The organism is Variovorax paradoxus (assembly GCF_000834655.1).
In the GTDB taxonomy this organism is placed as follows: Bacteria; Pseudomonadota; Gammaproteobacteria; order Burkholderiales; family Burkholderiaceae_C; genus Variovorax; species Variovorax paradoxus_F.
In genome coordinates this window covers 40,093-66,243 of sequence record NZ_JXQQ01000016.1, presented here as the reverse complement: position 1 = coordinate 66,243, position 26,151 = coordinate 40,093, and the positions used below count along the sequence as shown (strand labels likewise).

General features: G+C 67.6%; 20 protein-coding genes. 6 read left to right on the top strand and 14 right to left on the bottom strand.

Annotated features, from left to right (window positions below):
* Positions 1–23 precede the first annotated feature (23 nt).
* From RT97_RS08310 to RT97_RS08300, 3 genes are read right to left on the bottom strand one after another with little or no spacing between them, the layout of a single operon-like run.
* Positions 24–1,277 carry a TIGR03862 family flavoprotein gene (locus RT97_RS08310; protein ID WP_042578308.1) on the bottom strand — a complete coding sequence of 418 codons (1,254 nt, stop codon included), beginning with the start codon at positions 1,275–1,277 and terminating at the stop codon, positions 24–26.
* Positions 1,274–4,531: a UvrD-helicase domain-containing protein gene (locus RT97_RS08305; RefSeq protein ID WP_042578307.1), complete on the bottom strand. Its 3,258-nt coding sequence runs from the start codon at positions 4,529–4,531 to the stop codon at positions 1,274–1,276. Before RT97_RS08305 ends, RT97_RS08310 begins: the two co-directional genes overlap by 4 nt.
* Positions 4,528–7,173: a PD-(D/E)XK nuclease family protein gene (locus RT97_RS08300; protein WP_253278184.1), complete on the bottom strand. Its 2,646-nt coding sequence runs from the start codon at positions 7,171–7,173 to the stop codon at positions 4,528–4,530. Before RT97_RS08300 ends, RT97_RS08305 begins: the two co-directional genes overlap by 4 nt.
* A gap of 160 nt (positions 7,174–7,333) precedes the next feature.
* Between RT97_RS08300 and trxA the strand changes: the two genes are divergently transcribed.
* Both trxA and rho read left to right on the top strand, forming a co-directional pair.
* Positions 7,334–7,666, top strand: a complete 333-nt coding sequence (gene trxA / locus RT97_RS08295) for a thioredoxin TrxA (protein WP_042578306.1) — start codon at positions 7,334–7,336, stop codon at positions 7,664–7,666.
* A 181-nt stretch (positions 7,667–7,847) separates the two neighbouring features.
* Positions 7,848–9,113, top strand: coding sequence for a transcription termination factor Rho (gene rho, locus RT97_RS08290; protein ID WP_013540932.1), 1,266 nt, complete (start codon positions 7,848–7,850; stop codon positions 9,111–9,113).
* 52 nt (positions 9,114–9,165) lie between these two features.
* On the opposite strand, the gene RT97_RS08285 is transcribed toward rho, so the two are convergent.
* Positions 9,166–10,233 carry an oxidoreductase gene (locus RT97_RS08285; protein WP_042578305.1) on the bottom strand — a complete coding sequence of 356 codons (1,068 nt, stop codon included), beginning with the start codon at positions 10,231–10,233 and terminating at the stop codon, positions 9,166–9,168.
* Between the two features lie 192 nt (positions 10,234–10,425).
* Between RT97_RS08285 and RT97_RS08280 the strand changes: the two genes are divergently transcribed.
* From RT97_RS08280 to RT97_RS08270, 3 genes are all read left to right on the top strand, one after another.
* Complete coding sequence (locus RT97_RS08280; protein WP_007836661.1) at positions 10,426–10,695, top strand: type B 50S ribosomal protein L31; 270 nt, start codon at positions 10,426–10,428, stop codon at positions 10,693–10,695.
* A 93-nt stretch (positions 10,696–10,788) separates the two neighbouring features.
* Complete coding sequence (locus tag RT97_RS08275; RefSeq protein ID WP_042578304.1) at positions 10,789–12,516, top strand: membrane protein; 1,728 nt, start codon at positions 10,789–10,791, stop codon at positions 12,514–12,516.
* A 3-nt stretch (positions 12,517–12,519) separates the two neighbouring features.
* Positions 12,520–13,863, top strand: coding sequence for an MATE family efflux transporter (locus tag RT97_RS08270; protein ID WP_042578303.1), 1,344 nt, complete (start codon positions 12,520–12,522; stop codon positions 13,861–13,863).
* Positions 13,864–13,866: 3 nt separating this feature from the next.
* Here RT97_RS08270 and phoR read toward each other — a convergent pair whose 3' ends face one another.
* From phoR to pstS, 7 genes are read right to left on the bottom strand one after another with little or no spacing between them, the layout of a single operon-like run.
* Positions 13,867–15,204: a phosphate regulon sensor histidine kinase PhoR gene (gene phoR / locus RT97_RS08265; RefSeq protein WP_080898230.1), complete on the bottom strand. Its 1,338-nt coding sequence runs from the start codon at positions 15,202–15,204 to the stop codon at positions 13,867–13,869.
* Positions 15,205–15,248: 44 nt separating this feature from the next.
* Positions 15,249–15,941: a phosphate regulon transcriptional regulator PhoB gene (phoB, locus tag RT97_RS08260; protein ID WP_042578302.1), complete on the bottom strand. Its 693-nt coding sequence runs from the start codon at positions 15,939–15,941 to the stop codon at positions 15,249–15,251.
* Positions 15,942–15,968: 27 nt separating this feature from the next.
* A complete protein-coding gene (phoU, locus tag RT97_RS08255) occupies positions 15,969–16,670 on the bottom strand; it encodes a phosphate signaling complex protein PhoU (protein WP_013540927.1) in 702 nt (233 codons plus the stop codon).
* A 9-nt stretch (positions 16,671–16,679) separates the two neighbouring features.
* Positions 16,680–17,459: a phosphate ABC transporter ATP-binding protein PstB gene (pstB, locus tag RT97_RS08250; RefSeq protein ID WP_021007056.1), complete on the bottom strand. Its 780-nt coding sequence runs from the start codon at positions 17,457–17,459 to the stop codon at positions 16,680–16,682.
* A gap of 18 nt (positions 17,460–17,477) precedes the next feature.
* On the bottom strand, positions 17,478–18,362 hold the full coding sequence (gene pstA, locus RT97_RS08245) for a phosphate ABC transporter permease PstA (protein WP_080898229.1): 885 nt from the start codon (positions 18,360–18,362) through the stop codon (positions 17,478–17,480).
* A complete protein-coding gene (pstC, locus tag RT97_RS08240) occupies positions 18,359–19,438 on the bottom strand; it encodes a phosphate ABC transporter permease subunit PstC (protein WP_155403766.1) in 1,080 nt (359 codons plus the stop codon). Before pstC ends, pstA begins: the two co-directional genes overlap by 4 nt.
* A 33-nt stretch (positions 19,439–19,471) precedes the next feature.
* Positions 19,472–20,506 (bottom strand): phosphate ABC transporter substrate-binding protein PstS, encoded by a 1,035-nt coding sequence (pstS, locus tag RT97_RS08235; RefSeq protein WP_042578301.1) that lies wholly within the window; start codon positions 20,504–20,506, stop codon positions 19,472–19,474.
* 256 nt (positions 20,507–20,762) lie between these two features.
* On the opposite strand from pstS, the gene RT97_RS08230 reads away from it, so the two are divergent.
* Positions 20,763–22,277, top strand: a complete 1,515-nt coding sequence (locus RT97_RS08230) for a Ppx/GppA phosphatase family protein (RefSeq protein ID WP_042578300.1) — start codon at positions 20,763–20,765, stop codon at positions 22,275–22,277.
* Between the two features lie 149 nt (positions 22,278–22,426).
* Here the strand turns inward: RT97_RS08230 and RT97_RS08225 are convergent, their stop codons facing one another.
* From RT97_RS08225 to RT97_RS08215, 3 genes are read right to left on the bottom strand one after another with little or no spacing between them, the layout of a single operon-like run.
* Entirely contained in the window at positions 22,427–22,888 is a 462-nt protein-coding gene (locus RT97_RS08225; RefSeq protein WP_042578299.1) for a SixA phosphatase family protein, read from the bottom strand.
* A 19-nt stretch (positions 22,889–22,907) separates the two neighbouring features.
* On the bottom strand, positions 22,908–25,229 hold the full coding sequence (gene ppk1, locus RT97_RS08220; RefSeq protein ID WP_042578298.1) for a polyphosphate kinase 1: 2,322 nt from the start codon (positions 25,227–25,229) through the stop codon (positions 22,908–22,910).
* The gene (locus RT97_RS08215; protein WP_042578297.1) at positions 25,226–26,113 is read right to left on the bottom strand and encodes a GNAT family N-acetyltransferase; all 888 of its coding nucleotides are present in this window, start codon (positions 26,111–26,113) and stop codon (positions 25,226–25,228) included. The genes ppk1 and RT97_RS08215 overlap by 4 nt, the downstream gene beginning before the upstream one ends.
* Positions 26,114–26,151 lie beyond the last annotated feature (38 nt).

Sequence of the window (26,151 nt, the reverse complement as noted above, 5' to 3'; positions counted from 1 at the left end):
CAAACCTCGCTACGCAGGCCTCGCTATGCGGGCCTCGCTTCGATGCCTAGATGCCGGATCGCGCCGCGCGCTGCGGCTGCACCGCTGGCCATCGACGCGGTGAGCAGGTAGCCGCCCGTCGGCGCCTCCCAGTCGAGCATTTCCCCCGCCGCGAACACGCCCGGCAACGCGCTCGCCATGAGTTGCGCGTCGAGCGCATCGAAGCGCACACCGCCCGCGGTGCTGATCGCCTCGTCGATGGGCCGCGTCGCGACCAGCTTCAGCGGCACGGCCTTGATTGTCGCGGCGAGCTGCACCGGGTCCTGCATTGCTTCGCGGCTCAGCGCCTCGTGCAGCACACCGGCCTTGATGCCTTCGAGACCCAGCCGGCTCTTGAGATGGCTGCTGAGCGACCGGGCGCCGCGCGGATGCTTCACGGCAGCCAGCACCTGTTCTGCGCTGCGATCGGGCAACAGGTCCAGCAACAGCGTGGCACTGCCCTGCGCGGCGATCTCATCGCGCAGCAAGGCCGAGGCCGCATAGATCAGGCTGCCCTCGATGCCGGTGGCGGTCGCGACGAATTCGCCCTTGCGCGCGAAGTGACGCCCCTGGCTGTCGGTGAATGAAATCGCCACCGACTTGAACGGCTGCCCCGCAAAGCGGCTGGAGAAATGCTCGCTCCACCCTGCCCCGTCGAAGCCGCAGTTGGCCGGCAGCAGCGGCGCGACATCGATGCCGCGCGCTTGCAGCCACGGCGCCCACGCGCCGTCAGAGCCCAGCCGTGCCCAGCTCGCACCGCCCAAGGCCAGCACCACCGCATCGGCCTTCACCTCGGTCTCGCCGGTCGGCGTGGCGAACCGCAGCGCGGCCGCGTCGAACGATGCGTCGCCGAGCCAGCGATGACGCATATGGAACTGCACCCCGGCCGAACGCAGCCGATGGAGCCACGCGCGCAGCAGCGGCGCTGCCTTCATGTCCGTCGGAAACACGCGCCCCGAGGTGCCCACGAAAGTCTCGATGCCCAGGCCCGTCGCCCATTCGCGCACCTGCTGCGGCCCGAACTGCGCGAGCATCGGCTCGAGCTGCGCACGGCGCTCGCCGAACCGGCCCATGAACACGTCCAAGGGCTCCGAATGCGTGAGGTTCAGCCCGCCGCGACCGGCGAGCAGGAATTTGCGGCCCACCGAGGGCATCGCGTCGTAGACATGCACTTGCGCGCCGGACGCGCCGAGGACTTCAGCCGCCATCAGGCCGGCAGGTCCGCCGCCGATCACGGCGACGGTTGGGGAAAGGGTCATTCGAGATTTACCAGTTCGCCCTGCCCGGTGAGGAACGCGACGCGGACCGTGGCACCGGGATAGGCATGTTGCACGGCCGCGCGGTAGCGCTGCATCTGTGCGATCAACGTCGCGTCCCGTTCGGGGCGCGCTGCGGATTTGTAGTCGAGGATCCACCAGGCACCGCCGTCGCGCTCTCGCACCAGCCGGTCGATGCGCAGCGTCTCGCCTTCGTGGACCAGCGTGACTTCGTTGCCATGCCAATCGACCCTGCGATCGTCCCACACCCAGGCGCCCGCCCCCGCACGGATGCGTTCGGCCAGCGTCGCGGCGCCGCGCGCCTGCTGCGGGTCGAGCATGAATTCGCGGGCCGCGGCACGCACATGGGCCGAAGGCAACGCCTCGCCCGGCACCGCCCATTCGAGCAGCCGGTGCATGGCCTGGCCGAAAGCAGCGGCGCGCGCATCGACGGTGGCGTCGGCGGCCTTCTTGCCAGCAGGCGGATCGGTCGCAACGGGTGCCGGCGGCATCTGCTTCATCGAAAAACTGGACAGGCCGGTCCCGGTGGGCAGTTCCACCAGCGGCTCGTCGGCCTCGGTCGGCTCGCAGGCCGATTCCAGCCGGGTCCACCAGCTGCCCTCGTTGGCGCGCGCCGGCTTCACCGACGAGAGCACCAGCCGCTCGCGCGCCCGGGTGGTCGCGACGTAGAGGCCGTTGAGCTCTTCACGATGGCGCGCGCGTTGTTCTTCTTCCAGCAGCGCGGCCGCGCAGGCCGGCGGTGTCTTCTCGCTCGCAAGGAAGACGAAGCGGGTCGGCGCACTGTCGCTGCCCTTCCATTCGACCAGGACGCCCATGGTCTGCGAGCGCGGCGGTGCGGCGTCGCAATCGAGCATCAGCACGGTGTCGGCCTCCAGGCCCTTGGCACCGTGCACGGTCAGCAGTTGCACCGCATCGGGCGCGGCCACCGATGGCGCGCGAACCCCGCCGGCGCGCAGCGCCCGCACCAGCGCATACGGCGTGGCGAAGCGCGCGCCTTCGATCTCGAGCGAGGCGGACATGAGCCCGCGCAGGTTGGCCAGCGCGCTCTGGCGCATCGCGGCGGGCACTGCGGCGCCGAACTTAGCAAGCACGTCGCCATCGTGAAAGATCGCGTCGATGGCATCGTGCGGCGGCAAGGTCACGAGCCAGCGCTGCCATTTCTTCAGGCTGGCACCCGCTTCGACCAGCGCCGGCGGCAGGCCTTCGCCTTTCTGGATCAACGCGAACCAGCTCGACGGGTGCTCGCGCTGCCGAAGCGCCAGTTGCACCAGCGCCTCGTCGTCGATGCCGAAGAGCGGTGACTTCAGCGCCCGCGCGAGCGAAAGATCGTGCGCGGGCGAAACCAGCGCATCGATCAGCGCGACCATGTCCTGCACCTCGGGCGCATCGTGCAGCTCGTTCTTCTCGGGCTGCTGCACGGGAATGTGGCGCTGGCGCAGCGCGTCCTGCATCGCGGAGAGGCGATTGCGACGGCGCGCCAGCACCATGATCTGGCGGGGCGGAATGCCATCGGCGATGCGCTGCGCCACCCAGCGTGCGGCCTGCTCGCATTCCTTCTGCAGCAGTTGTTCTTCGGGCAGCACGCGGGGCGTGACGAGGCTGTCGCGCCAGTGCAGCATGCCGTCGTCGGCGGGCGCGGCTTCGGCCGTGTCGCCGAGCGCCTCGCGGTCGATGGCCGGCAGCTTGAGCAATTCGCCCTCGTCGCCGCGCTCGGTGGTATGGGCGCGGTAGCCGTCGAACTCGCCCGCGTCCTGCGCGGCCAGCATCGCCTGGTTGACCAGCCCGACCACCGCGCGTGCATTGCGATGCGTGTGGTCGCAGTTGAGCAGCTCGCCATCGAGCCCTTCGCGCACGAACTTCTTCGCGGCGATGAACACCTGCGGCTCGGCGCGGCGGAAGCGGTAGATGCTCTGCTTCGGGTCGCCCACGATGAACACCCGCGGCGCGCTGCCGCCCGCACCGGTGTAGGCGCTGAGCCAGCCGTACAGCGCCTGCCACTGCAGCGGATTGGTGTCTTGGAACTCGTCGATCAGAAGGTGCGCGATGCGTGCGTCGAGCCGCTCCTGCACCCAGCCCGACAACGCGGACTGGCCGAGCAAAAGCTGCGCGGCTTGCTCGACGTCGTTCATGTCGACCCAGCCGTGGGCGCGCTTGACGTCGGCGAATGCGGCGATCAGGAGGCGCGTGAGGCGCGTCATGCGTTGCTGATAGAGCCACGCCGCGTGCTGGGCCTGCGCGGCGCACAGCACCTGGAGCTCGGCCTCGGCCTCCTGCGCGGCAGGGAATTTCTGCAGGTTCTTGGTGAGCCGGTCTTCGCTCGCGACGAAGAAGTTTTTTCGCAGCTGCGCGAGTGCCGCGGCGAGCGATTCGCTCGGCGGCTCGCCGACGCCGAACACATCGATGATGGCTTCGGCCGCTTTCTGCGGCGTCTTGTTGGCCTCTCGGCCGAGCGCGGCGGCGCGGTCGAGCCACCGCCGGCGGACCGGTTCGCCGCGCAGGGCATCGGCCGGCTCGTCCAGGCCGTCGAGCGCCGGATACATGGCACTGAAGTGCTGGACGGCGTTTTCCGCATCGGACAGCGAGAACTCCACGCGCTTGGTCAGCGCCTCGCCCAGTGCCTTTGCCGTTTGCGACCGGCCATGCGTCGCGACGACGGCGTAGTAGTCGGCCAGTGCGTGCCTGTCGGCGGTGACCGCTTCGAAGAACGGCCGCCAGGTGTGGCCGCGCGCCTCGGCATCGTCTTCGAGCAGTTCGTAGTTGGATGGCAGGCCCAGTTCGCGCAGCACCGCAAGCGGGGCGTTGCGCAGCAGGCCCGCGAACCAGGCGTGGAAGGTGCGGAACTGCACCGGACGGCCGCCTTCGAGCAGGCGCCTGTAGAGGCCCTTCAGCCGGGGGACGGCAGCCAGCGCGGCTGCAGGTTCGACGCCGCGCATCACGAGCTGCTTCACCAGTTCTTCGGGGGTCTCGTCTGCGAATTGCTCGAGCCATTGGTCGAGGCGCTCGCGCATCTCGCCGGCCGCCTTCTTGGTGAAAGTGATCGCGAGAATTTCGTGCGGCTCGCAGGCGGAGTCGCCTTCTTCGAGCAACGCGCGCACGATGCGCGACACCAGCATCCAGGTCTTGCCCGCACCCGCGCAGGCTTCGACGGCCACCGAACGACGCGGATCGCAGGCGACGATGTAGAAGGCTTCGCGCGTGACGTGCCGGCCGTTGTGTTCGTAGGCTGCGCCGTTCATTTCGTATCGCCTCCGATCGCCGGGCCGCCCCAAGGTGCAGGCAACTCCCCTTTGGGAGATGGCGAAGCACCCGCCTTGGCAAGCAGGGGGGCTTCATCGCCCCAGAAGTCCTTGCGGCACAGGCCGCGGGCCGCGCAGTAGTCGCAAACTGCGCCCTCGCCCAGCGGCGGCAACGCGGCGCCTGCGGCGATGCGCGTGAAGTCGCTCATGATGCCGGCCACCAGCGCATCCCGCGCCTCGACGACGGCAGGCTGCTCAACGGTCTGCGTGCCCGAGGATTTCTCGCCCACGTTGACGTAGGCCGCACGCAAGGTGTCGTCGGCCACAAGCGCTGCGTAGAAGGCGAGCTGCGTGTCCTCGGTCGGATCTTTCACGCGCTCCTTGGTGACGCTCGCGGACTCGGTCTTGTAGTCGATCACGAAAGCCTGGCCTTCGGACGTGCGATCGATCCGGTCGAGGCGGCCAACCAGGCGCAGGCCGCCCAGCGGCTGCTCCTTCCAGGGTTCGGATTCGACGAACACCGCGCCGCCGGCCTCATGTCCCGCGAGCCATGCGAGATAGCCGTCGCGCACCGCGGGCCACGCCGCGGCGAAAGGAAGGAATTCGGCATCGGACAGGCCGTACTCGCGCGTGGCGCGCTGCGCGGCTTCTTCGATGCTTGCCACGCGCTCCTCTGCGTCCTGCGTCGGTGTTTCGATCAATGCCTCGTGGAAATGGCCGAGCACGGCGTGCAGCCAGTTGCCGAAGTCGCGCTTGTCGATCTCCACGTCGAGCTCGTCGGCGCTGCGCAGCCCCAGCTGCCTCAGCGCGAAGAAACGATAGGGGCAGCGCCGCAGGTCCTCGTACACGCTGGTCGAGATGTTCTCGAGCGGAAGCAACGCGCCCGAGGGAGTGGGGACGGTGGTCGGCTGCACGGCGACGTCGCGCGCAGGACGCGGATCGACCGCGGGCTGCAGCACGTGGTCCAGTTGCAACGCCTGCACCAGCGGGCTCGGGCGGACCGGCTCCCCGCTGGCATCGGACTCGCGCCAGACCAGTTCGCACCAGGGGTTGTGCAAGGCGGCGGTCCAGGCCGAACGCTGCGCGGCTTCGAGGGTCTCGCGCGAAGGCAGGCCCAGCTCGAGGCGCTGGGCAGCGCTCCAGTTGCCGGGGGGCTCGGGCGATGCGGGGAGGCGGCGGTCGTCGCAGCCGGGGATGACCACCGCGCCGAATGCGCGTCCCAACAACTGATAGAGCGGCAGCACGATCACCTTGGGAGCCTGGTCGCCGGTGGGCGGGACGAAGCTCGCGTCTTCGAGCACGTCGCGCACCCAGGCGGTGAACTCGGCCAGCGTGTGGCGGCCGCCGGGGAACTCGTCGGCGTCGCCGTGCGAATCGGCATCGAGCCACAACGCGGCGATGACCTTGCCGCCGGCCATGTCGTCGGCCAGCGGCGTCCATTGCCCGCTGTCTTCGAGCAGCTCGCGCAACGCGCGCAGCCATTCGGCCACGGGCCTGGACTTCATCATCGATGCACGGCGTGCCTCGACGGCCTCGGTGTAGGGCAGCAGCGCGATGTCTTGGGGCTTCTCGCTGCGGGCCGCGAGGCCGCACCAGGCGGACCAGTCGCGCAGGCCTTCGCGTCGCAGGCGCACTTCGAGCGCCTGCACGGCCAGCGCATCGCCGTCGGCACCGCTCTTGAGCCATTCGAGCACTTGGTCGCTAGCGGCATCGTGGGCGCAGGCGCGCAGCGCGCTCATCAACGTGGCGGCGGCGCGCGTGGTGGAAAGCTTCCAGCCGGTTTCGTCGTGCGTGACGATGCCCTGCGCCTTGAGCTGGGCGCTGATGCGGCGCGTGAGTGCGCGGTCGGTGGCGATCAGGGCGACCGGCGCCCGCCCTTCGGCGAGGTGGCGCAGCACGCAGGCGGCGGCGAGCTCGGCTTCGTCCTCGGGGTCTGCTGCAACGTGCGAGGCGGCGGGATCTACAGGTGTGTTCGCGGGCACCAGCGAGAGATGCAGCGCGTGGTCGCCCCACAGCGTGCACAGCGTCTGGGTGAGCGGATCGGTCTGGAAGCCTTCGAGCACGATCAGTGCATCGACCTGGTTGCGTGTGCTCTCGCGCAGCAACACGTCGGTCGCGTAGCCCGAGGTCGCGGCCCAGGCGACGGCGATGCGGATCAACGCGCTTTCGATCCGGAACCACTCCGACTCGCTGCCCGCCTCGGCCACCTGCGCGGCGCGCTGCGCCCATTCGCCGACGCGCGCGTCGGGCAATGAAGCCGAGGCGAGCGGCGCGAGCTGGTACGCCAGCTCGACGACACGCCCTGCCAATGCGAAGCGCTCGTTGTTGAACCCGGACTGCGACAGCAGCGCCTGGGCCGTGATGAGGTCACGCGCCATGTCGAACGCGATGTCGTAGCCCGTCGGCAGGAACCCGCCCGCGCTGCGCGCCCAGTTGTGCGTGGTCTCGAAGCGCGGCACGAAGCCGGCGCTGCCGCAACGCGCCCACATGCCGCGCGCCACGCCCATCAACTGCGCATACGGAACCAGCACCACGGTGCGAGCCGCATGCAGCTCGCGCTCGGCGAGCGCGCGGACGATCCGCGCGACGACGCCGTCGGCGGGGTCGCACCACAAGGCGTGGACGGGGTGGCCTTCGTTCATGTTCTATCGAGGGGGTGTTTCAGAGGGCTTCGAGGTGACGCGCCAGGCCTTTGGCTATCGCCGCCATAGCTTCTGCACAGGGCACGCCGCCCCTTGGTTTCTGTCACAATGACCTGCACTTTAGCTGCACCGAAACTCTCTGCGCACAAGGACACATCACATGGCCAGCGAACTCATCAAACACATCTCCGATTCCTCTTTCGAAGCCGACGTGCTCAAGTCCAGCCAGCCGGTGCTGGTGGACTACTGGGCCGAATGGTGCGGCCCCTGCAAGATGATCGCCCCGATCCTTGACGAAGTGTCGGCCACCTACGAAGGCAAGCTGCAGATCGCCAAGCTGAACGTGGACGAGAACCGCGACATCCCCGCCAAGTTCGGCATCCGCGGCATCCCCACGCTCATGCTGTTCAAGGACGGCCAGCTGGCCGCCACCAAGGTCGGCGCCATGAGCAAGGCGCAGCTCACGGCCTTCATCGACCAGCAACTCGCCTGAAGGCATTTCACCCGGCCAATGCGCAATGCATTGGCCGGCGCGTTTTTCCTGTCATAATCTCCCACAGATCACCGGCCCTTTCAGGCAACCGGTTCGAGTTCCCCGGTTAGTGCAGCAGTTCTCGCTACACATTCAACCTCCCCCCGTTTTCCGTTTCGATTACCCCGCGAGGGGTCATTCCATGCACTTAAACGAACTCAAGGCACTCCACGTGTCTGAAGTCCTCAAGCAGGCTGAAGCGCTTGAGATCGAAAACGTCGGCCGCATGCGCAAGCAAGAGCTGATGTTCGCGATCATCAAGAAGCGCGCAAAGGCCGGCGAACAGGTCTTCGCAGACGGTGTGCTCGAAATACTGCCCGACGGCTTCGGCTTCCTGCGCAGCCCCGACACCAGCTTCACCGCCAGCACCGACGACATCTACATCTCGCCGAGCCAGGTGCGCCGTTTCAACCTGCACACCGGCGACATGATCGAAGGCGAAGTGCGCACGCCCAAGGACGGCGAGCGCTATTTCGCTCTGACCAAGCTGGACAAGGTCAACGACGGCCCGCCCGAGCAGAACAAGCACAAGGTGATGTTCGAAAACCTGACGCCGCTGTTCCCCAAGGAACAGATGAAGCTGGAACGCGACGGCGTCAAGGGCGAAGAGAACATCACGGGCCGCATCATCGACATCATCGCCCCCATCGGCAAAGGCCAGCGCGCCCTGCTCGTGGCGCCGCCCAAGAGCGGCAAGACGGTGATGATGCAGCACATCGCCCACGCGATCAGCGCCAACTACCCCGACGTGCACATGATGGTGCTGCTCGTGGACGAGCGCCCTGAAGAAGTGACCGAAATGCAGCGCACGGTGAAGGGCGAAGTCATCGCTTCGACCTTCGACGAGCCCGCTGCCCGCCACGTGCACGTTGCCGAAATGGTGATCGAGCGCGCCAAGCGCCTGGTCGAACTCAAGAAGGACGTGGTGATCCTGCTGGACTCGATCACGCGTCTGGCCCGCGCGTACAACAACGTCGTGCCCTCGTCGGGCAAGGTGCTGACCGGCGGTGTCGACTCCAACGCGCTGCAGCGCCCCAAGCGCTTCCTGGGCGCCGCGCGCAACGTGGAAGAAGGCGGTTCGCTCACCATCATCGGCACCGCGCTGATCGACACCGGCAGCCGCATGGACGAAGTGATCTTCGAAGAGTTCAAGGGCACTGGCAACTCCGAAATCCATCTGGACCGCCGCCTGTACGAAAAGCGCGTGTTCCCCTCGATCCAGCTCAACCGCAGCGGCACGCGCCGCGAAGAGTTGCTGCTGGCGCCCGAGATCCTGCAGAAGACCCGCATTCTTCGTCAGCTCATGTACAACATGGACGAGATCGAGTCGATGGAGCTGATGCTCAAGAACATGAAGGCGACCAAGACGAATGTCGAGTTCTTCGACATGATGCGTCGCGGCGGCTGAGCTTCAACCTCTCCCGCAAAAGCGCGTTGGCTTCCTGGCCAACGCGCTTTTTTCATGGGCGCGAGGTTTGGATGGCGCGGCCTTCGAGAGCGCTCTGGCGGCCGATGTCGAGCAGTTCCATCAACGCGACGGCCTGCTCGGGCGGCACGGGATTGGGGCCATGACCGAGTATCGCGTCGCGTACCGCGGCGTAGTAATCGACGTAGTTGCCGGCCCGCGTGGGCAGCGCGCGAAAGTGCGACGTTCCGTCGCTCCCGATCAGCGTGAGTTCGCCATCGAGCGGATCGGCGCCCCACCCTTCGGCGGGTGGCCGCTGCCCGGCGCGCAGCGCATCTTCCTGCGGATCGACGCCGTGCTTGACGTAGCTGCCGCGCGTGCCATGCACGATGTATCGCGGCGCCGCATGGGCAGCGAGCGTGGTGGCGTGCAACACCACGCGCAAAGGCGCGTGGGGGCCGCTTTCGTAGCGCAGCACCGCATGGAAATAGTCTTCGACCAGCGCGCCGTCGCGCAACGCGGCCGTGTCGAGCTGCAGCGTGTCGGGTCTTCCGAAGAGTTGGACGGCCTGGTCGACAAGGTGCGAGCCGAGGTCCACCCAAAGGCCCGACCCCGGCACCGGCTGCTCTCGCCAGCGCTCCCGAACCTCGGGCCGGAAGCGATCGAAATGCGACTCCAGGTACACCGGCCGGCCCAGTTCGCCGCTCGCGAGCAGGTCCTTCAGCGTCAGGTAATCGGCGTCGAAACGCCGGTTCTGATAGACCGCCAGGACACGATTGTTGCGTCGAGCCAACGATTCGAGCTCCCTCGCCTCGGCCACATCGAGCGTGAAAGGCTTGTCCACCACCACGTGCTTCCCGGCCTCCAGGGCCGCCTTGGCGACCGGATGGTGCTGGGCGTTGGGGGTGGCGACCACGACCAGGTCGATGTCCGCACGGGCCACGAGCGCCGCCACGTCCGGGACCACGGCGACGCCGGGCCAGTCCGCGTGGACCTTGTGCGGCTGCGAACTCGCCACGGCTGCGAGTTCGAGCCCCGGAACCGCCGAAAGCACCGGCGCATGGAAGGTCTGGCCAGCAAAACCGTAGCCGACGAGGCCGGCGCGCAACGCTGTGGAAGTCATCTGTGGGCCGCTTTTCGCTCAAAACGGCCAGTATGCGATAATCGCTGGCTCCGCGAAAAGTGCAGCCGGGCGTCCTGCCCAGCGATCCCTTCACCCCGGGACAGCCGCCGACCCAGACCCGTTCGACAGTCGGCGTGCTTGTGGCTCTCGCATCGACCGCGCATTGATTCCAACAGCGCAAAAGGAAACACCATGGCAAAAGAAGGCATCCACCCCAATTACCGCGAAATCCTGTTCGTCGACATGTCGAACGGTTTCAAGTTCGTGACCCGTTCGTGCGCGAACACCAAGGAAATGGGCAAGACCGACGACGGTCGCGAGCTCCCCCTGTTCAAGCTGGACACCACGAGCGAATCGCACCCGTTCTACACCGGTACGCAGAAGTCGGTCGACAACATGGGCGGTCGCGTCGAGAAGTTCCGCAACCGTTTCGGCAAGACCACCGGCGCTGCTTCGAAGTAAAGCACGCGCTTTGGCGTCGAGGGCAGCCCGGTTTACCGCGCTGCCCTTTTTCATTCCGAATCTCCTTTCCCCCTCCTGTCCGCCTTCCGCCCTTTGAACCAGCCCACCCCCGCGATCGTTGCCCAGAATGCCGTGCGCCGGCTGCCGCGCATCGCACTGCTGCTGCTGTGCGCGGCCTACCTGCTGCCGGGCCTGGTCGGGCGCGGGCCGTGGAAGAGCGCCGACATCACCGCTTTCGGCTACATGGCCGAGCTGGCCCGCAGCACCGAAGGCATCGCGCGCTGGTTCGATCCGCTCTTGCTGGGCATGCAGCCCGAGACGCCCGCGCTGGTTCCTTACTGGATCGGCGCCCTGGCGATCAAGCTCGCCCCCGCGTGGCTGAACCCCGACCTGGCCGTGCGATTCGTCTTCGCGCTGCTGCTCTGGGGCACCTTCACCGCCACCTGGTACGCCGTCTACTACCTAGCCCGAACGGCACGCGCGCAGCCGGTGGCGTTCGCCTTCGGTGGCGAGGCACGCCCAACCGACTACGCGCGCGCCATCGCCGATGGCGGCCTGCTCGCGCTGATCGCCTGCCTGGGCCTCGCCCAGCTCGGCCATGAAACCACGCCGGCCCTGGCCCAGGTCTACTTCGCCTCGCACCTGTTCTACGGCGTGGCCGCTCTGCCGTACCGCCGCACAGGCCCGGTGATCGCGCTCGTGGTGGGCACGCTCGGCATGACGCTCAGCGGCGCCCCAACGGTCGGGCTGGCGCTGGCCACCGGCAGCGCGCTCTACATCGCGTACGAGCGGCGCCGCACCGTCAAGGCGGGAGCCGACGCCAGCACCGACGACGGCCCCGGCTACACCCGCGGCGCCCTCCTCACGACGATCGGCGTCACGCTGCTGGCGGCGGCGCTGGTGTTCGGCCTGGGCCTCTCGCAATGGAAGATCACGCTGGACGGCAACTCGCTCGGCGGCGAGATCCGCAGCCAGGCCAAGCTGCTGCTGTGGTTCACCTGGCCGGTCTGGCCACTCGCCATCTGGACGCTCTGGCGCTGGCGCCGGCAGCTCACGGCGCGCCATGTCGCGCTGCCGTTCTGGTTCGCGCTCGTGCCGCTGGCCGCCACCTGGACCACCGACTACTCCGATCGCTCGCTGCTGCTGGCCCTGCCCGCCTTCGCCACGCTCGCGGCCTTCGCGCTGCCGACCTTCCGGCGCAGCGCCGCAGCGCTCATCGACTGGTTCAACGTGCTCTTCTTCAGCGGCCTGGCCGTACTGGGCTGGCTCTACTGGATTGCCATGCTGACCGGCATGCCGCGCAAGCCTGCGGCCAGCGTCGCGCGGCTCGTGCCCGGGTTCGTGGCCGAGTTCTCGCCGATCGCTTTCGTGCTCGCGCTGGCCGCGACCATCGCGTGGTGCTGGCTCGTGCGCTGGCGCACCGGCCGCCACCGCGCCGCGCTCTGGAAGACGCTGGTGCTGCCGGCCGGCGGCACGGCCCTCTGCTGGATGCTGCTGATGACGCTCTGGCTGCCGCCCATCGACTACGCGCGCAGCTACCTGCCGCAGGTGCGCGCCGTCGCCGAGCGCGTGGGCCAGCCTAGCTGCATCGCCGAACTGGCGCTCAGCCGGCCGCACATCGCGGCGCTGCGCCATCACGGCAACTTCAACCTGCAGCCGTTGCTGCTGGGCACCGACTGCCCCTGGCTGGTGGTGAGCCCCGACACGATCGAGCGGCTGCACACCATCATCCCGCTCGAGAAGTGGCGTTTCAGCGGCACCCTTCGCCGCCCGAGCAGCGCGACGGACGACCTGCTCCTCTACCAAAAGATCGCGCCCTGACCCGTGGCGGGCGAACGGGGACTCATCGCACGCCACGCCGGCACGGTGCTGGTCGGCCAGTTGGCCGTGATGGCTTTCGGGGTGACCGACACCATCATCGCGGGCCGCTATTCGGAGCACGCGCTGGCCGCGCTCTCGGTCGGCGCGGCCATCTTCGTGAGCGTGTACGTCTCGCTGATGGGCGTGCTGCAGGCCCTGCTGCCCGTGTGGGCCGAACTGCACGGCGCGGGCCGCGGCGGCGAGGTGGGCCGCTCGGTGCGGCAGTCGCTCTACCTGGCGGGCATCGCCATCGCGGTGGGCATGGTGGCGTTGCTGCTGCCCGGCAGCGCGCTGCGCTGGACCCAGGTGCCGGCGGAGATGCGCGGCGAAGTCGAAACCTATCTCGCGGTGCTTGCTTTCGCGCTGGCGCCGTCTCTTCTCTTTCGCCTCTTCAGCACGCTCAACCAGAGCCTGGGCAAGCCGCAGCTCGTGACCTGGCTGCAGCTGGCGTCGCTGGTGGTGAAGCTGCCGCTGTCGATCTGGTTCACCTTCGGCGGCGCGGGCCTGCCGGCGATGGGCCTGGTCGGCTGCGCCTGGGCCACGCTGTGCGTGAACTGGGCAATGCTCGGCTGCGCGGTCTGGCTGTTGCGCAGCAGCGCCTTCTATCGCGGCTATGCGCTCTGGGAACGCATCGAGCCGCCCGACTGGCACCAGATCCGCCAGTTCGCCCGCCTCGGTGTTCCCGGTGGCCTGGCGGTGCTGGTCGAGGTGACCTCGTTCACACTGATGGCGCTGTTCATCGCGCGCCTGGGCACCACCGCCGCGGCTGCGCACCAGATCGCCTCGAACCTGCTGGCGGTGGCGTACATGATGCCGCTCTCGCTCGCCATCGCGACCAGCGCGCGCGTGAGCTTCTGGCTCGGCGCGGGCGATGCCGCGAAGGCGCGTCGCGCCTGCCGGCTCGGCTTCGAGCTGGCCATGCTGTGCGCGCTGGTCTATGCGGGTGCGATGGTCGCACTGCGCCAGCAGCTCGCCAACGTGTATTCGGACAACCCGGCCGTGATCGCGCTGGCCGCCTCGCTGCTGCTAGCCGTCGCGGTCTATCACGTGGCCGATGCCCTGCAGACGCTTTGCGTGTTCGTGCTGCGCTGCTACCGCGTCACGCTGGCGCCGCTGGTCATCTACTGCGCGATGCTCTGGGGCCTGGGCCTGGGCGGCAGCTACCTGCTGGCCTACCGCGGCCTCGGTCCCTGGGCAGCGATGCAATCGCCGCTGGCGTTCTGGATCATGAGCGCCGGCGCATTGGCGCTCACCGCCCTGCTGTTCGGCGCGCTGCTGCGCTGGACGATGAAGAAGCGGGCCGGCTGAAGCTCACTTCGCGAGCACGCGCGCCTCGCGCACCCGCGCCGCCGGAAACACCAGCGCGAACCGGCTCCCCTTGCCCACCGCACTCTCGATGCGCAGCTCGGCCCCATGCCGCTGTGCGATGTGCTTGACGATCGCCAGCCCAAGGCCGGTGCCACCGGTCTCGCGCGAACGGCTGCGGTCGATGCGATAGAAGCGCTCGGTGAGCCGTGGAATGTGCTCGGCGGCGATGCCGGGCCCGGTGTCCTTCACGGCGTACTCACCGCGCCCGTCGGGCAGCACCCGCCAGCTCACCGCCACCTCGCCGCCACCGGGCGTGTAGCGGATCGCATTGCTCAGCAGGTTCGACATGGCGCTCTGCAATTCGGTCGGCGCACCCGACAGCTCCGACTCGGCATCGATGGTGAACGACAGGCGGTGGCCCAGCGGCGCGAGCCGGCCCGAGAGGCCGCGCCCTTCGTCCTCGCACTGCGCGAGCAAGGCGCGGATGCGAATCCACTGGTTGCCCGAGGGCGACGCGCTGCCCTCCAGCCGCGACAGCGTCAGCAGGTCGTTCACCAGCGTTTCCATGCGGTGCGACTGCTGGCTCATCAGCGAGAGATAGCGCGTGCGTTCGTCCGCATCGAGCGGCAGGTTCTGCAGCGTCTCGACGAAGCCCGCCAGCACCGTGAGCGGCGTGCGGATTTCATGCGACACGTTGGCGACGAAATCGCGCCGCATCGCTTCGGCCTGCTCCAGCGCGGTGATGTCGCGCGTGAGCAGCATGCGGCGGTTGCCCGCGTAGGGATGCACCTGCACCGACAGCCGCACCGGATGGCTGCGCTGGTGCGCATGGCCGGGGCCGGATGCGTCGATGACGACGTCGCGGCTGTAGTTCCAGGAGGCCAGGTAGGCGACGAAGGCCGGGTCGCGCACGAGGTTCGCCAGGTGCTGCAGCAGGTCGCGCTCGGCGTCGATGCCGAATTGGCTGGCCGCCGTCTGGTTGCACCATTCGATGCGGCCCTGCTCGTCGAGCAGGATCACGCCGTTGGGAGACGCCTGGATGGCGGCCAGGAATTCCTGCAGCCGGTCTTCGGCCTGGCGGGTCTGCTGCTCGCGATCGCGCAGCAGCTTGCGAATGCGTTCGGCCAGCTCGCCCCAGACGCCGGGTCCGCGGGTCGGCAGGCCCGCAGCGTCGTTGCGCAGCACCTGCAGCAACCGTTCGGCGCGCCAGGCGTCGAGCGCGAGCCACAGCACCGCGCCCAGCCACGCGCCCAGCCACCCGAACTTCCAGCCAAAAATGCCGACAGCGCCCGCGCCTATTGCGAGGGACGCTATTAAAAAGGTAGCAATTCGGAAGGGCATGGCGGGCGATTATCCGCGCCCGCGGCCAAGAGACGCCACGGCGTTCAAACCGTGACTTGGGCGGTCAGGCGGTAGCCTGCTCCCCGGACGGTTTCGACCATCGGCGCCGCCGCACCCAGCGACTCGCGCAGGCGCTTGACGTGCACGTCGACCGTGCGCTCCTCGATGTAGACGTGGTCGCCCCACACCTTGTCGAGCAGCTGCGCGCGGCTGTGCACGCGCTCGGCATGCTGCATCAGGTAGGCCAGCAGCTTGAACTCGGTCGGGCCGACCTTGAGCGCGGCGCCCTGCCAGGTCACGCGGTGCGTGGAGGTGTCGAGCGCGAGCTCGCCGATTTCCACGCGCTCGGTCACCACCTCGGGGGCGCGGCGGCGCAGCACCGCACGGATGCGGGCCAGCATTTCCTGCGTGGAGAAAGGCTTGGTGATGTAGTCGTCGGCACCGGCATCCAGGCCGGCGACCTTGTCTGGCTCATCGCCGCGCGCGGTCAGCATCAGGATCGGGACGGCCTTGGTGCGCGGGTCCTTGCGCCACTGGCGTGCGAGCTGCAGGCCGCTCTGGCCCGGCAGCATCCAGTCGAGCAGGATCAGGTCGGGCAGGAAGGCGTCGATTTCGCGCTGCGCTGCGGCACCGTCTTCCGACCAGATCGGCTCGAAGCCGTTGTGGCGCAGGTTGACGGCGATCAGCTCGGCGATCGAGGACTCGTCTTCGACGATCAGGACTCGGGGTTTCTTCATGCTTTCTTGAGAGAGTCTTGCTCTCTGTTATTGCAGCGCGGACTCGATCTCCTGCATCGAAGTGTGCCGCACATCGGCGCCCTTGACGATGTAGATGATGAATTCGGCGATGTTCTTGGCGTGGTCGCCGATGCGCTCGATGGCCTTGGCCAGGAACAGCAGGTCCAGGCTCGCGGAGATGGTGCGGGGGTCTTCCATCATGTAGGTGACCAGCTTGCGCACGAACCCGTCGAACTCCTTGTCGATCAGGTCGTCGTCCTTCAGGATCGACAGCGCCGCGGCCGTGTCCAGGCGCGCGAACGCGTCCAGCGCGGTGCGCAAGAGGCCCGAGGCGAGGTCCGCCGCAATGCGCAGCTCGGTCGTGGGCAACTGGCGGGCCGAACCGCTCTCGATGATCGACTTGACCATGCGCGCGATCTTGTTGGCCTCGTCGCCCACGCGCTCGAGGTTGGCGGTGGTCTTGGAGATGGCGATCAGGAGGCGCAGGTCGCGTGCGGTCGGCTGGCGGCGCGCGATGATCGACGAGAGTTCGCGGTCGATGTCGATTTCCATCGCATTGACGCGGTGCTCGGTTTCCATCACGCGGTCGGCTGCCTCGGCGTCGAACTGCAGCAGCGCGTAGACCGCCGTGTGGATCTGCGACTCGACCATGCCGCCGAGCTCCATCACGCGCGACGAGACGCCGTTGAGTTCGCTGTCGAACTGGCTGGAAAGATGTTTCTCGCTCATGGTGTCTCCTTAGCCGAAACGGCCGGTGATGTAGTCCTCGGTTTCCTTGCGCTGCGGCTTGAAGAACATCTGTTCCGTCGCGCCGAATTCGATCAGGTCACCCAGGTACATGTACGCGGTGTAGTCGCTGCAGCGTGCGGCCTGCTGCATGTTGTGCGTCACGATGACCACGGTGTACTCGTTTTTCAGCTCGGCGATGAGCTCTTCGATCTTCGCGGTCGAGATCGGGTCGAGCGCGGAGCACGGCTCGTCGAGCAGGAGCACTTCGGGCTTGATCGCGATGCCGCGCGCAATGCACAGGCGCTGCTGCTGGCCGCCCGAGAGGCCCGAGCCGCTTTGCTGCAGCTTGTCGCGCACTTCGGTCCACAGGGCCGCCTTCTTCAGGGCCCACTCGACGCGGTCGTCCATTTCGCTGGCCGAGAGGTTCTCGAACAGCTTCACGCCGAAGGCGATGTTGTCGTAGATCGACATCGGGAACGGCGTGGGCTTCTGGAACACCATGCCGACCTTGGCGCGGATGAGCGCCACGTCCTGCTTGGAGGTGAGAAGGTTCTCGCCGTCCAGGGCGATCGTGCCCTCAGCGCGCTGCTCGGGGTAGAGCTCGAACATGCGGTTGAAGGTGCGCAGCAGGGTCGACTTGCCGCAGCCCGACGGGCCGATGAAGGCCGTGACCTTGTTCTCGGGAATCTCGAGGTTGATGCCCTTGAGCGCGTGGAATTTGCCGTAGTAGAAGTTCAGGTCCTTGACCGAGATCTTCGAGCGCGACGGTTGTGCGACGGTATTTGGCATTGCGAGCTTCTTCTTCAGTCAGTGTTTGGTGCGCGTGAGGACCCGCGCCAGGATGTTGAGGGCGAGCACGGCGACGGTGATCAGGAACACGCCGGCCCAGGCCAGCTGCTGCCAGTTCTCGTACGGGCTCATCGCGAACTTGAAAATCGTGACCGGCAGGCTGGCCATCGGCTGGCTCACGTCGGCGGTCCAGAACTGGTTGTTCAGCGCGGTGAAGAGGAGCGGCGCGGTTTCACCCGCGATGCGCGCCACGGCCAGCAGGATGCCGGTGACCACACCGGCGCGTGCGGCGCGCAGCGTGATGCTGATGATCACCTTCCACTTGGGCGTGCCCAGGGCGTAGGCCGCTTCGCGCAGGCCCGGCGGCACCAGCTGCAGCATGTTCTCGGTGGTGCGGATCACCACCGGAATCACGATCAGCGCGAGCGCCAGCGCACCGGCCAGGCCCGAGAAGGTCTTGAAGTAGGCCACCACCACCGCGTAGACGAACAGGCCGATCACGATCGAGGGCGCCGACAAGAGGATGTCGTTGACGAAGCGCGTGACCGATGCGAGCCAGCCCTTGGGGTTGTACTCGGCCAGGTAGATGCCGGCCATGATGCCGATCGGCGTGCCCACGAAGGTGGCGAGCATCACCATCACGAAGGAGCCGAAGATCGCGTTGGCGATGCCGCCCACTTCGTTCGGCGGCGGCGTCATCTCGGTGAAGGTGGCGAGCGCGAGGCCACCGATGCCCAGGCGCAGCGTTTCCCAGAGGATCCACACCAGCCAGAACACGCCGAACACCATCGCGGCGAGCGACAGCGTGAGCGCGATCTTGTTGACGCGGTTGCGCGAGGCGAACTTGGCCTGGCGCGTCTCGGTGAGCGCCTTGGCGTTGATAAGGTCTTGCGCTGTGCTCACGACTTGGTTCCTTCGCTCTTCTTCATCTTGGCCAACAGGATCTTGGAAAGCGTCAGCACGACGAAGGTGATGAAGAACAGCACGAGGCCGAGATACATCAGCGCAGCCTGGTGCAGGCCCGCGCCGGCTTCGGCGAATTCATTGGCCAGGGCCGAGGTGATGCTGTTGGCAGCCTCGAACACCGACAGCGAGTTGAGCTGGTTCATGTTGCCGATCACGAACGTGACCGCCATCGTCTCGCCCAGCGCGCGGCCGAGGCCGAGCATGATGCCGCCGATGACGCCGGCCTTGGTGTACGGGAGCACGACCTTGGACACGACCTCCCAGGTGGTGGAGCCGAGGCCGTAGGCCGATTCCTTCAGGAGCGGCGGCGTCACCTCGAACACGTCGCGCATCACCGAGGCGATGAACGGAATGATCATGATCGCCAGGATGATGCCGGCCGACAGGATGCCGATGCCCACGGGCGGGCCGGACACCAGGGCGCCGAGGTACGGCACGCCGGCGAGCAGCTTCTGCAGCGGCTGCTGCACCCAGGTCGAGAGAATCGGGCCGAACACCAGGAGGCCCCACATGCCGTACACGATGGACGGCACGGCGGCGAGCAGTTCGATGGCCGTGCCCAGAGGGCGCTTGAGCCAGTTGGGCGACAGCTCGGTCAGGAAAAGGGCAATGCCGAAGCTCACCGGCACCGCGATCACCAATGCGATGAACGAGGTGGCCAGCGTGCCGTAAATCATGACGAGGCCGCCGTACTCGTTCTGCACCGGGTCCCATACGCTGTTGGTGAGGAAGCCCAGGCCGTACTTCGAAATGGCGGGCCAGGCGCCCGCGACGAGCGACACCAGGATGCCGATCAGCATCGCGAGCGTCAGCAGCGCGGCGCCCTTGGCGGCCCAGCCGAAGATGCGGTCGGCCATGGGGCCGGAACGCGGCGCCTTCACCGGCGGTGGCGACACGGTGGCGCGGCCACGGTCGGCCGCGAGGTCGTACGCGGCGGCAGCAGGAAGAGTGGATGACAAGGGTCGCTCCGGCAAAGACGAAAGCGGCGCGTCCTCGAGCGATGTTCTGCTCATGGATGCGCCGTTCTGGACTGGTGGGTGGATGGCTTACTTGAACGCGACCGGCTTGCCCGATGCGTCCTTCACGTCACCCCATGCCTTGGCGATGGTGGCCTTGACGGCGTCGGGCATCGGCACGTAGTCCAGGTCGTCGGCAGTCTTGTCGCCGCCCTTGTAGGCCCAGTCGAAGAACTTGAGCACGGTGGTCGCGTTGGCGGGCTTGTCCTGCACCTTGTGCATCAGGATGAAGGTGGCGCCGGTGATGGGCCATGCGCCCTTGTCGGCCTGGTTGGTCAGCACCTGGTAGAAGCTCTTGTTCCAGTCGGCAGCGGCAGCGGCGGCCTTGAAGGCGCTGTCGTCGGGCGAGACGAAGTTGCCGGCGGCGTTCTGCAGCTGGGCGTAGGTCATCTTGTTCTGCTTGACGTAGGCGTACTCGACGTAGCCGATCGAGTTGGGCAGGCGGTTCACGAAGGCTGCGACGCCTTCGTTGCCCTTGCCGCCCGCGCCGGTGGGCCAGTTCACGGCCGTGCCTTCGCCGACCTTGGTCTTCCACTCGGCGTTGACCTTGCTCAGGTAGTTGGTGAACAGGAAGCTGGTGCCCGAGCCGTCGGCGCGGCGAACCGGGGCGATGGCGGCGTCAGGCAGGGCCAGCGAACCGTTCAGTGCCTTGATGGCAGGGTCGTTCCACTTGGTGATCTTGCCCAGGTAGATGTCGCCCAGGACCTGGCCGTTGAGCTTGAGCTCGCCCGGCTTGATGCCGGTGATGTTGACCACGGGGATCACGCCGCCGATGACGGTGGGGAACTGCATCAGGCCCTTGGCCTGGAGTTCGTCGTCCTTCAGGGGAGCGTCCGAGGCGCCGAAATCGACGGTCTTGGCTTCGATCTGCTTGAGGCCGGCGCCCGAGCCGACCGACTGGTAGTTGATCTTGACGCCGGTGGCCTTGTTGAAGTCCGAAGCCCACTTGGCGTACAGCGGTGCCGGGAAGCTGGCGCCGGCGCCGGTCACGTCTTGGGCAAGGGCGGGAATGGAGAACAGCGCGGCCACGAGACCGGCGGTTGCAAATTTGAACGTCGTTTTCATGAAGCTTCCTTTAGAAGTAAGAAGTAGTCCCTTTCGGGCTTGGGACGGACTCTAGAAAGCTTGTGTGACATCAATATGACACCCCGCTGTCGAGGGAAAATGCCGGTGTTTCCCTCCCCGGCCGTGTGACGCTGTCACACAACCGTCATGCACCGCGCCTAGCCTTCCCGACCTCGCCGCTGCGCGAATCGGGAGGCGGCGCGCCTGTCACGGCGCTACGATCAAAGACAACACCGCCCTCTCTCAGTACAACTACATGCAAAACGGCACCCGCCTCGCCGCAGTCGATCTCGGTTCCAACAGCTTCAGGCTCGAAATCGGCCAGGTCGACCACGGCCAGATCCACCGCACCGAGTACCTGAAGGAAACCGTGCGCCAGGGCAACGGCCTGGACAGCGCCCGCAATCTCACGACCGAAGCCATGCAGCGCGGCTGGGACGCGCTGGCGCGCTTCGGCGAGCGCCTGGCGGGCTTCAAGCGCTCCCAGGTGCGCGCCGTGGCCACCCAGACGCTGCGCGAAGCGCGCAACCGCGAGGAATTCTTGCTGCGCGCACGCACCATCCTGGGTTTCGGCATCGACGTGATCCCGGGCCGGGAAGAAGCCCGCCTGATCTACCAGGGCGTGGCGCACATGCTCCCGCACACCGACGCCTCCGACAGCGAACGCCGCCTGGTGATCGACATCGGCGGCCGCTCCACCGAAATGATCATCGGCCGCGCGCTCGAAGCCGAACTGGTGGAGTCCTACCGCGTCGGCAGCGTCGCCTGGTCGATGAAGCATTTCGCCGAAGGCCAGTTCACGCCCGCAGCCTTCCGTGCCGCCGAAGTGGCTGCCAAGGCGGTGCTCGACGACGCGCTCGGCAGCTACACGCGCGACCAATGGGACGTGGCCTACGGCGCCTCGGGCACCATCGGCGCGGTCGGCGACGTGCTGGCCGCATCCGGCGCGGAGCCCGGCCTCGTGACCCGCGAGGGCCTGGACTGGCTGCTGGACCGCCTGCTCAAGGCCGGCAGCGCCGACAAATTGCGCATCGACGGCATGCGCGAAGACCGCAAGGCCGTGATCGGCGGCGGCGTGAGCGTGCTGCGCGCGGTGTTCGACCTGCTCGGCATCGAGGAAATGAAAGTCGCCCAGGGCGCTTTGCGCCACGGCGTGCTCTACGAACTGCTCGAGCGCGACGAGAGCGTGGCCGACATGCGAACCGCCACGGTGGCCCGGCTCGCCACGCGCTTCGCGGTCGATGCCGCGCAGGCCAAGCGGGTGGGCGAAGCCGCCGCCGGCCTCTTCGTGCAACTCGCCCCTGCCGCACGCGGCGGCAGCACCTCCAACCGAGCGGGCCGCGCGTTGCGCAAGCTCGGCTGGGCGGCTCAACTGCACGAGATCGGCGCGCTGGTGTCGCACAGCGACTATCACAAGCACGGCGCCTACATCCTGGACAACACCGACGCCCCGGGCTTCGCGGTGAACGAACTGCACGCGCTCGGCCAACTGGTGCTGGGACAGCGCGGCAAGCTGCGCAAGCTGGAAGCGGCACTCGACGACGAGACCTTCGTGATGCAACTGCTCGCGCTGCGCCTGGCCGTCATCCTGTGCCATGCGCGCCGCGATCCCGATCCGCAAGCGCTGCACCTTGCGGCGCTGGGCGCGCGCGCATTCGCCATCGTGTGCGCGCCCGATTGGGCCGAGGCCTATCCGCAGTCGGCGCACCTCCTGCGCGAAGAAGTGCTGGCCTGGCAGAAGACCAACAACTGGCGCGTGGAGTTGAGCTGACCCCCAGCTTTCGCGCACTTCGTGTCGCTTCGCCGTCACCCTTGCAGGGGGCAACACCGACGGTGCGGCAAAGCCGGTTCCGTGGTGTTCGCTGAAAAGACAGCCCCCCTCCTCCCTCCCCCTCCCCCTTTCTTCAAGGGGAGGAAACCTCAGAGGAGTTCGGGCGATTGCACCGTCACCACGACGGTCTGCACGTCGCCGTCGCGCTCCCGCGTGCGGATCCACCACAGCGAGCCTTTGCGCACCGGGCAGCTGTCTTGCTTCAGGCCGAGCAGGAGCGAGATGGCCTGCCCTACCGACGGCTGGTGGCCGATCATCAGCACCACCGACTTGCCGTTGGGCCAGCCGGCCGCGCCCAGCAGCGCCTCGGCCGTGGTGTCGGGCGCCAGCTCGTTGCGCAGCTTGTACTTGCGGCCCAGCGCGAGGGCTGTCTGCTCGCAGCGCCGCGCGGGGCTGCAGATGATGCGGGTGCCGTCGGGCAGTTGCCGATCGAGCCAGCTGGCCATGCGCTTGGCCTGCTTTTCGCCACGTGCGGTGAGCGAGCGCTGCATGTCGTCGCAGCCCTCGGTCCAGTCCTCGGCTTCGGCGTGGCGCCAGAAGATCAAGTCCATGGTCATCGTCTTTCGAACATCAGTTGCTGGATGCATCATCGCGATGCCCTCGTGATGCATAACGGTTCATGAGTGCGGTCTGGGCACCGTGGGCCTCGACGGCGCGCGAGGCGCCCTCTTCGCCCGGGTGCGTGTCGCGGTCCACGCGGGTGTAGATGCCGTCGCCGCCCAGGTCCCAGGCGTCGCGACCGTCGTGCAGGTACGCCACCAGGCACTCGTCGATGAGGCGCTGGCGCAGGCCCGGGTCGGTCACGGGCCAGGCGAGCTCGATGCGCCGCATCATGTTGCGGTTCATCCAGTCGGCGCTCGAGAGGTAAAGCGACTCGTCCTCGCCGTTGCGGAAATAGAAGACCCGCGAATGCTCCAGGAACCGCCCGATCACCGAGCGCACGCGGATGTTGTCGGTGAGCCCCGGCACCTGCGCCGGCAGCGTGCAGGCGCCGCGCACGATGAGGTCGATCTTCACGCCCTTCTGCCCCGCGAGGATGAGCGCGGCGATCAGCGCATCGTCGGTCAGCGCGTTCATCTTGGCGACGATGCGCGTGGGCTCGCCGTTCGATGCAGCCAGGCCCAGCGCGTCGATCTGCGAGACCAGGTTCTTGTGCAGGTCGAAAGGCGCGAGCCACATGCGGTTGAGCTTGGGAAGGCGGCTCTGGCTCGCCAGGTGGACGAACACCGCCTCCATGTCGGCCGTGAGCAGCGGATCGGCCGTGAGGTGGCTGATGTCGGTGTACAGGCGCGCGGTGCGCGGGTTGTAGTTGCCGGTGGAGAGGTGGCCGTAGCGGCGCAGCTGCTTGCCCTCGCGGCGCGTCACGAGCAGCATCTTGGCGTGGGTCTTGAGGCCCACCACGCCGTACACCACCTGCGCGCCGATCGATTCGAGCATCTCGGCCCAGTTGATGTTGGCCTCTTCGTCGAATCGCGCCTTGAGCTCCACCACCACGGTGACTTCCTTGCCGCGGCGCACGGCTTCGCGCAGCAGGTCCATCAGCTCCGAGTCGGCGCCGGTGCGGTAGATGGTCTGCTTGATGGCCAGCACCTGCGGGTCCAGCACCGCTTCGCGCAGGAAGGCAAGCACGCCGTCGAAGCTCTCGAAGGGCTGGTGGATCAGCACGTCGCCGCGCTGCAGGCGCTCGAAGAACGACTGGGCGGGTGACAGCGTGACGGGAAACGATGCGGAATAAGGCGGAAAGCGCAGTTGGGGCTCGTCGATCAGGTCGATCAGCTGCGTGAGCCGCGCGAGGTTCACCGGCCCATGCACGCGGTACAGCGCTTCCGGCGGCAGGTTGAATTGCGCCAAGAGGAAGCTCGCGAGCGATTCGGCGCAACTGGCCGACACCTCCAGGCGCACGGCCTGTCCGTAGTGGCGGTGCTGCAGGCCCTGGCGCAGCGCGGTGCGCAGGTTCTTGACGTCTTCCTCGTCCACCGCGAGGTCGGAATGCCGCGTGACGCGGAACTGCGAGAAGTCGCCCACCTCGCGGCCCGGGAACATGCTCGAGAGGTGCGCGCGCACCACGCTCGACAGCGCCACGAACAGCGTCTTGCCGTCCGACACCTTGGACGGCATCTTGATCAGGCGCGGCAGTACGCGCGGCAGCTTGACGATCTGGATCGGGTTCTCGCGTCCGAAGGCGTCCTTGCCGCCCAGCCGCACGATGAAGTTGAGCGACTTGTTGGCCACCTGCGGGAACGGGTGCGCCGGGTCCAGCCCGACGGGAATCAGCAGCGGGCGCACCTCGCGCTCGAAATACTCGCTCACCCACTTGCGCTGCGCCGGATTGCGCTCGCCGTGCGAAATGATGTGGATGCCGTGCGTCGCGAAGGTCGGCATCAGCTCGTCGTTGTAGAGCGCGTACTGGCGTGCCACCAGCGTGTGCGCCGCCTCGGCCAGCTGCTCGAACGAATCGACGGTGTAGGTGCCCTTCTGGTCACCGGCGCTGCCGGCGATCAAGTGCGGCGCGGCGCGAACCTCGAAGAATTCGTCGAGGTTGGAGGACACGATGCACAGGTAGCGCAGCCGCTCGATCAGCGGGACCTCGGGCCGGTGGGCCCAGTCGAGCACGCGCTCGTTGAAAGACAGGATGCTGTGATCCCGGTCGAGCAGGGTGAACTTGGGCGCCGCAACGGCGAGCGACCGGTCTGCGGAGGCTGGTGACATGGACACAGATTCTGGAGCAAGCGGCACGGGAGCAGACGTAGGCTGAAATATGACAGTGTCGATGTCATTTGTGACAGTTGAATGACGCTCGCGTGACGCCGCATCCCCCGCCTTGTGCGGCTCCATCATGCCCGGAGAGAGGGCGGGCGGCCCGTCGTCAGGACGGACGCCCGCCGGTTTCATGCGCCGAGAAAGTGCTTGCGGTAGCGCGCCGGCAGGTCGTCGATGCGCATCAGCATCGGCAGGTCGGCGGCGTTGAAGTCCGGGTCCCATGCGGGAGCGCCCAGCACCTTGGCGCCCAGGCGCAGGTAACCCTTGATCAGCGCCGGCGGCTCCACGTCCAGGGTGCTGTCCAGCCGCTCGACCGGCAGCGGCAGGCGGGGTTGCACCTGGTACTGGATCGGCGCCATGTGGCTGGCCGAAACCTGCCGCCAGATGCTGGCGGCGGCGTCACCGTTCGTCACGCCGTTGTGTGACATCGGGATGCTCGCGCAGCCGATCATGGTGTCCAGCTTGTTGCGGTGCATGAAACCGGCGAGCGCGCCCCACAGCGCGAGGATCACCCCGCCCTGGCGGTGTTCGGGGTGCACGCAACTGCGGCCCAGTTCGACCATGCGCTCGCGCAGGTCGCGCAGGCGGGTCAGGTCGAACTCGGTGTCGCTGTAGGTGCTGCCGACGCGGCGCGCCTGCGCCGGCGTGAGCACGCGATAGGTGCCGATGACCTGGTTGGAGAGCTCGTCGCGCACCAGCAGGTGTTCGCAGAAATCGTCGAAAAGGTCGATGTCGTGGCCGGCCAGCGGCGAGGAGACGCGGGCGCCCATTTCGCCGACGAACACGTCGTAGCGCAGGCGCTGCGCGGCGCGCACGTCGTCCAGGTGACGGGCCCAGCCGACCGTGATGCCTTGCCTGGCTTCGACGGGCGGGGGAAGAATGACGGCGGGTGCCTGCGGCACCGACACACGGGCCGCGGTCGAAACGCCGGCGGCAGCAACCGTGGGCGCTGGCCACAAGGCCGCGCGCAGCCCGATCTGCGAAAGCGGAAACGTCGGGTTGGGCAGTTCTTTCATGGGGAACCCTTTCTGCCGAGGGAGTCTCCGCACCTGCG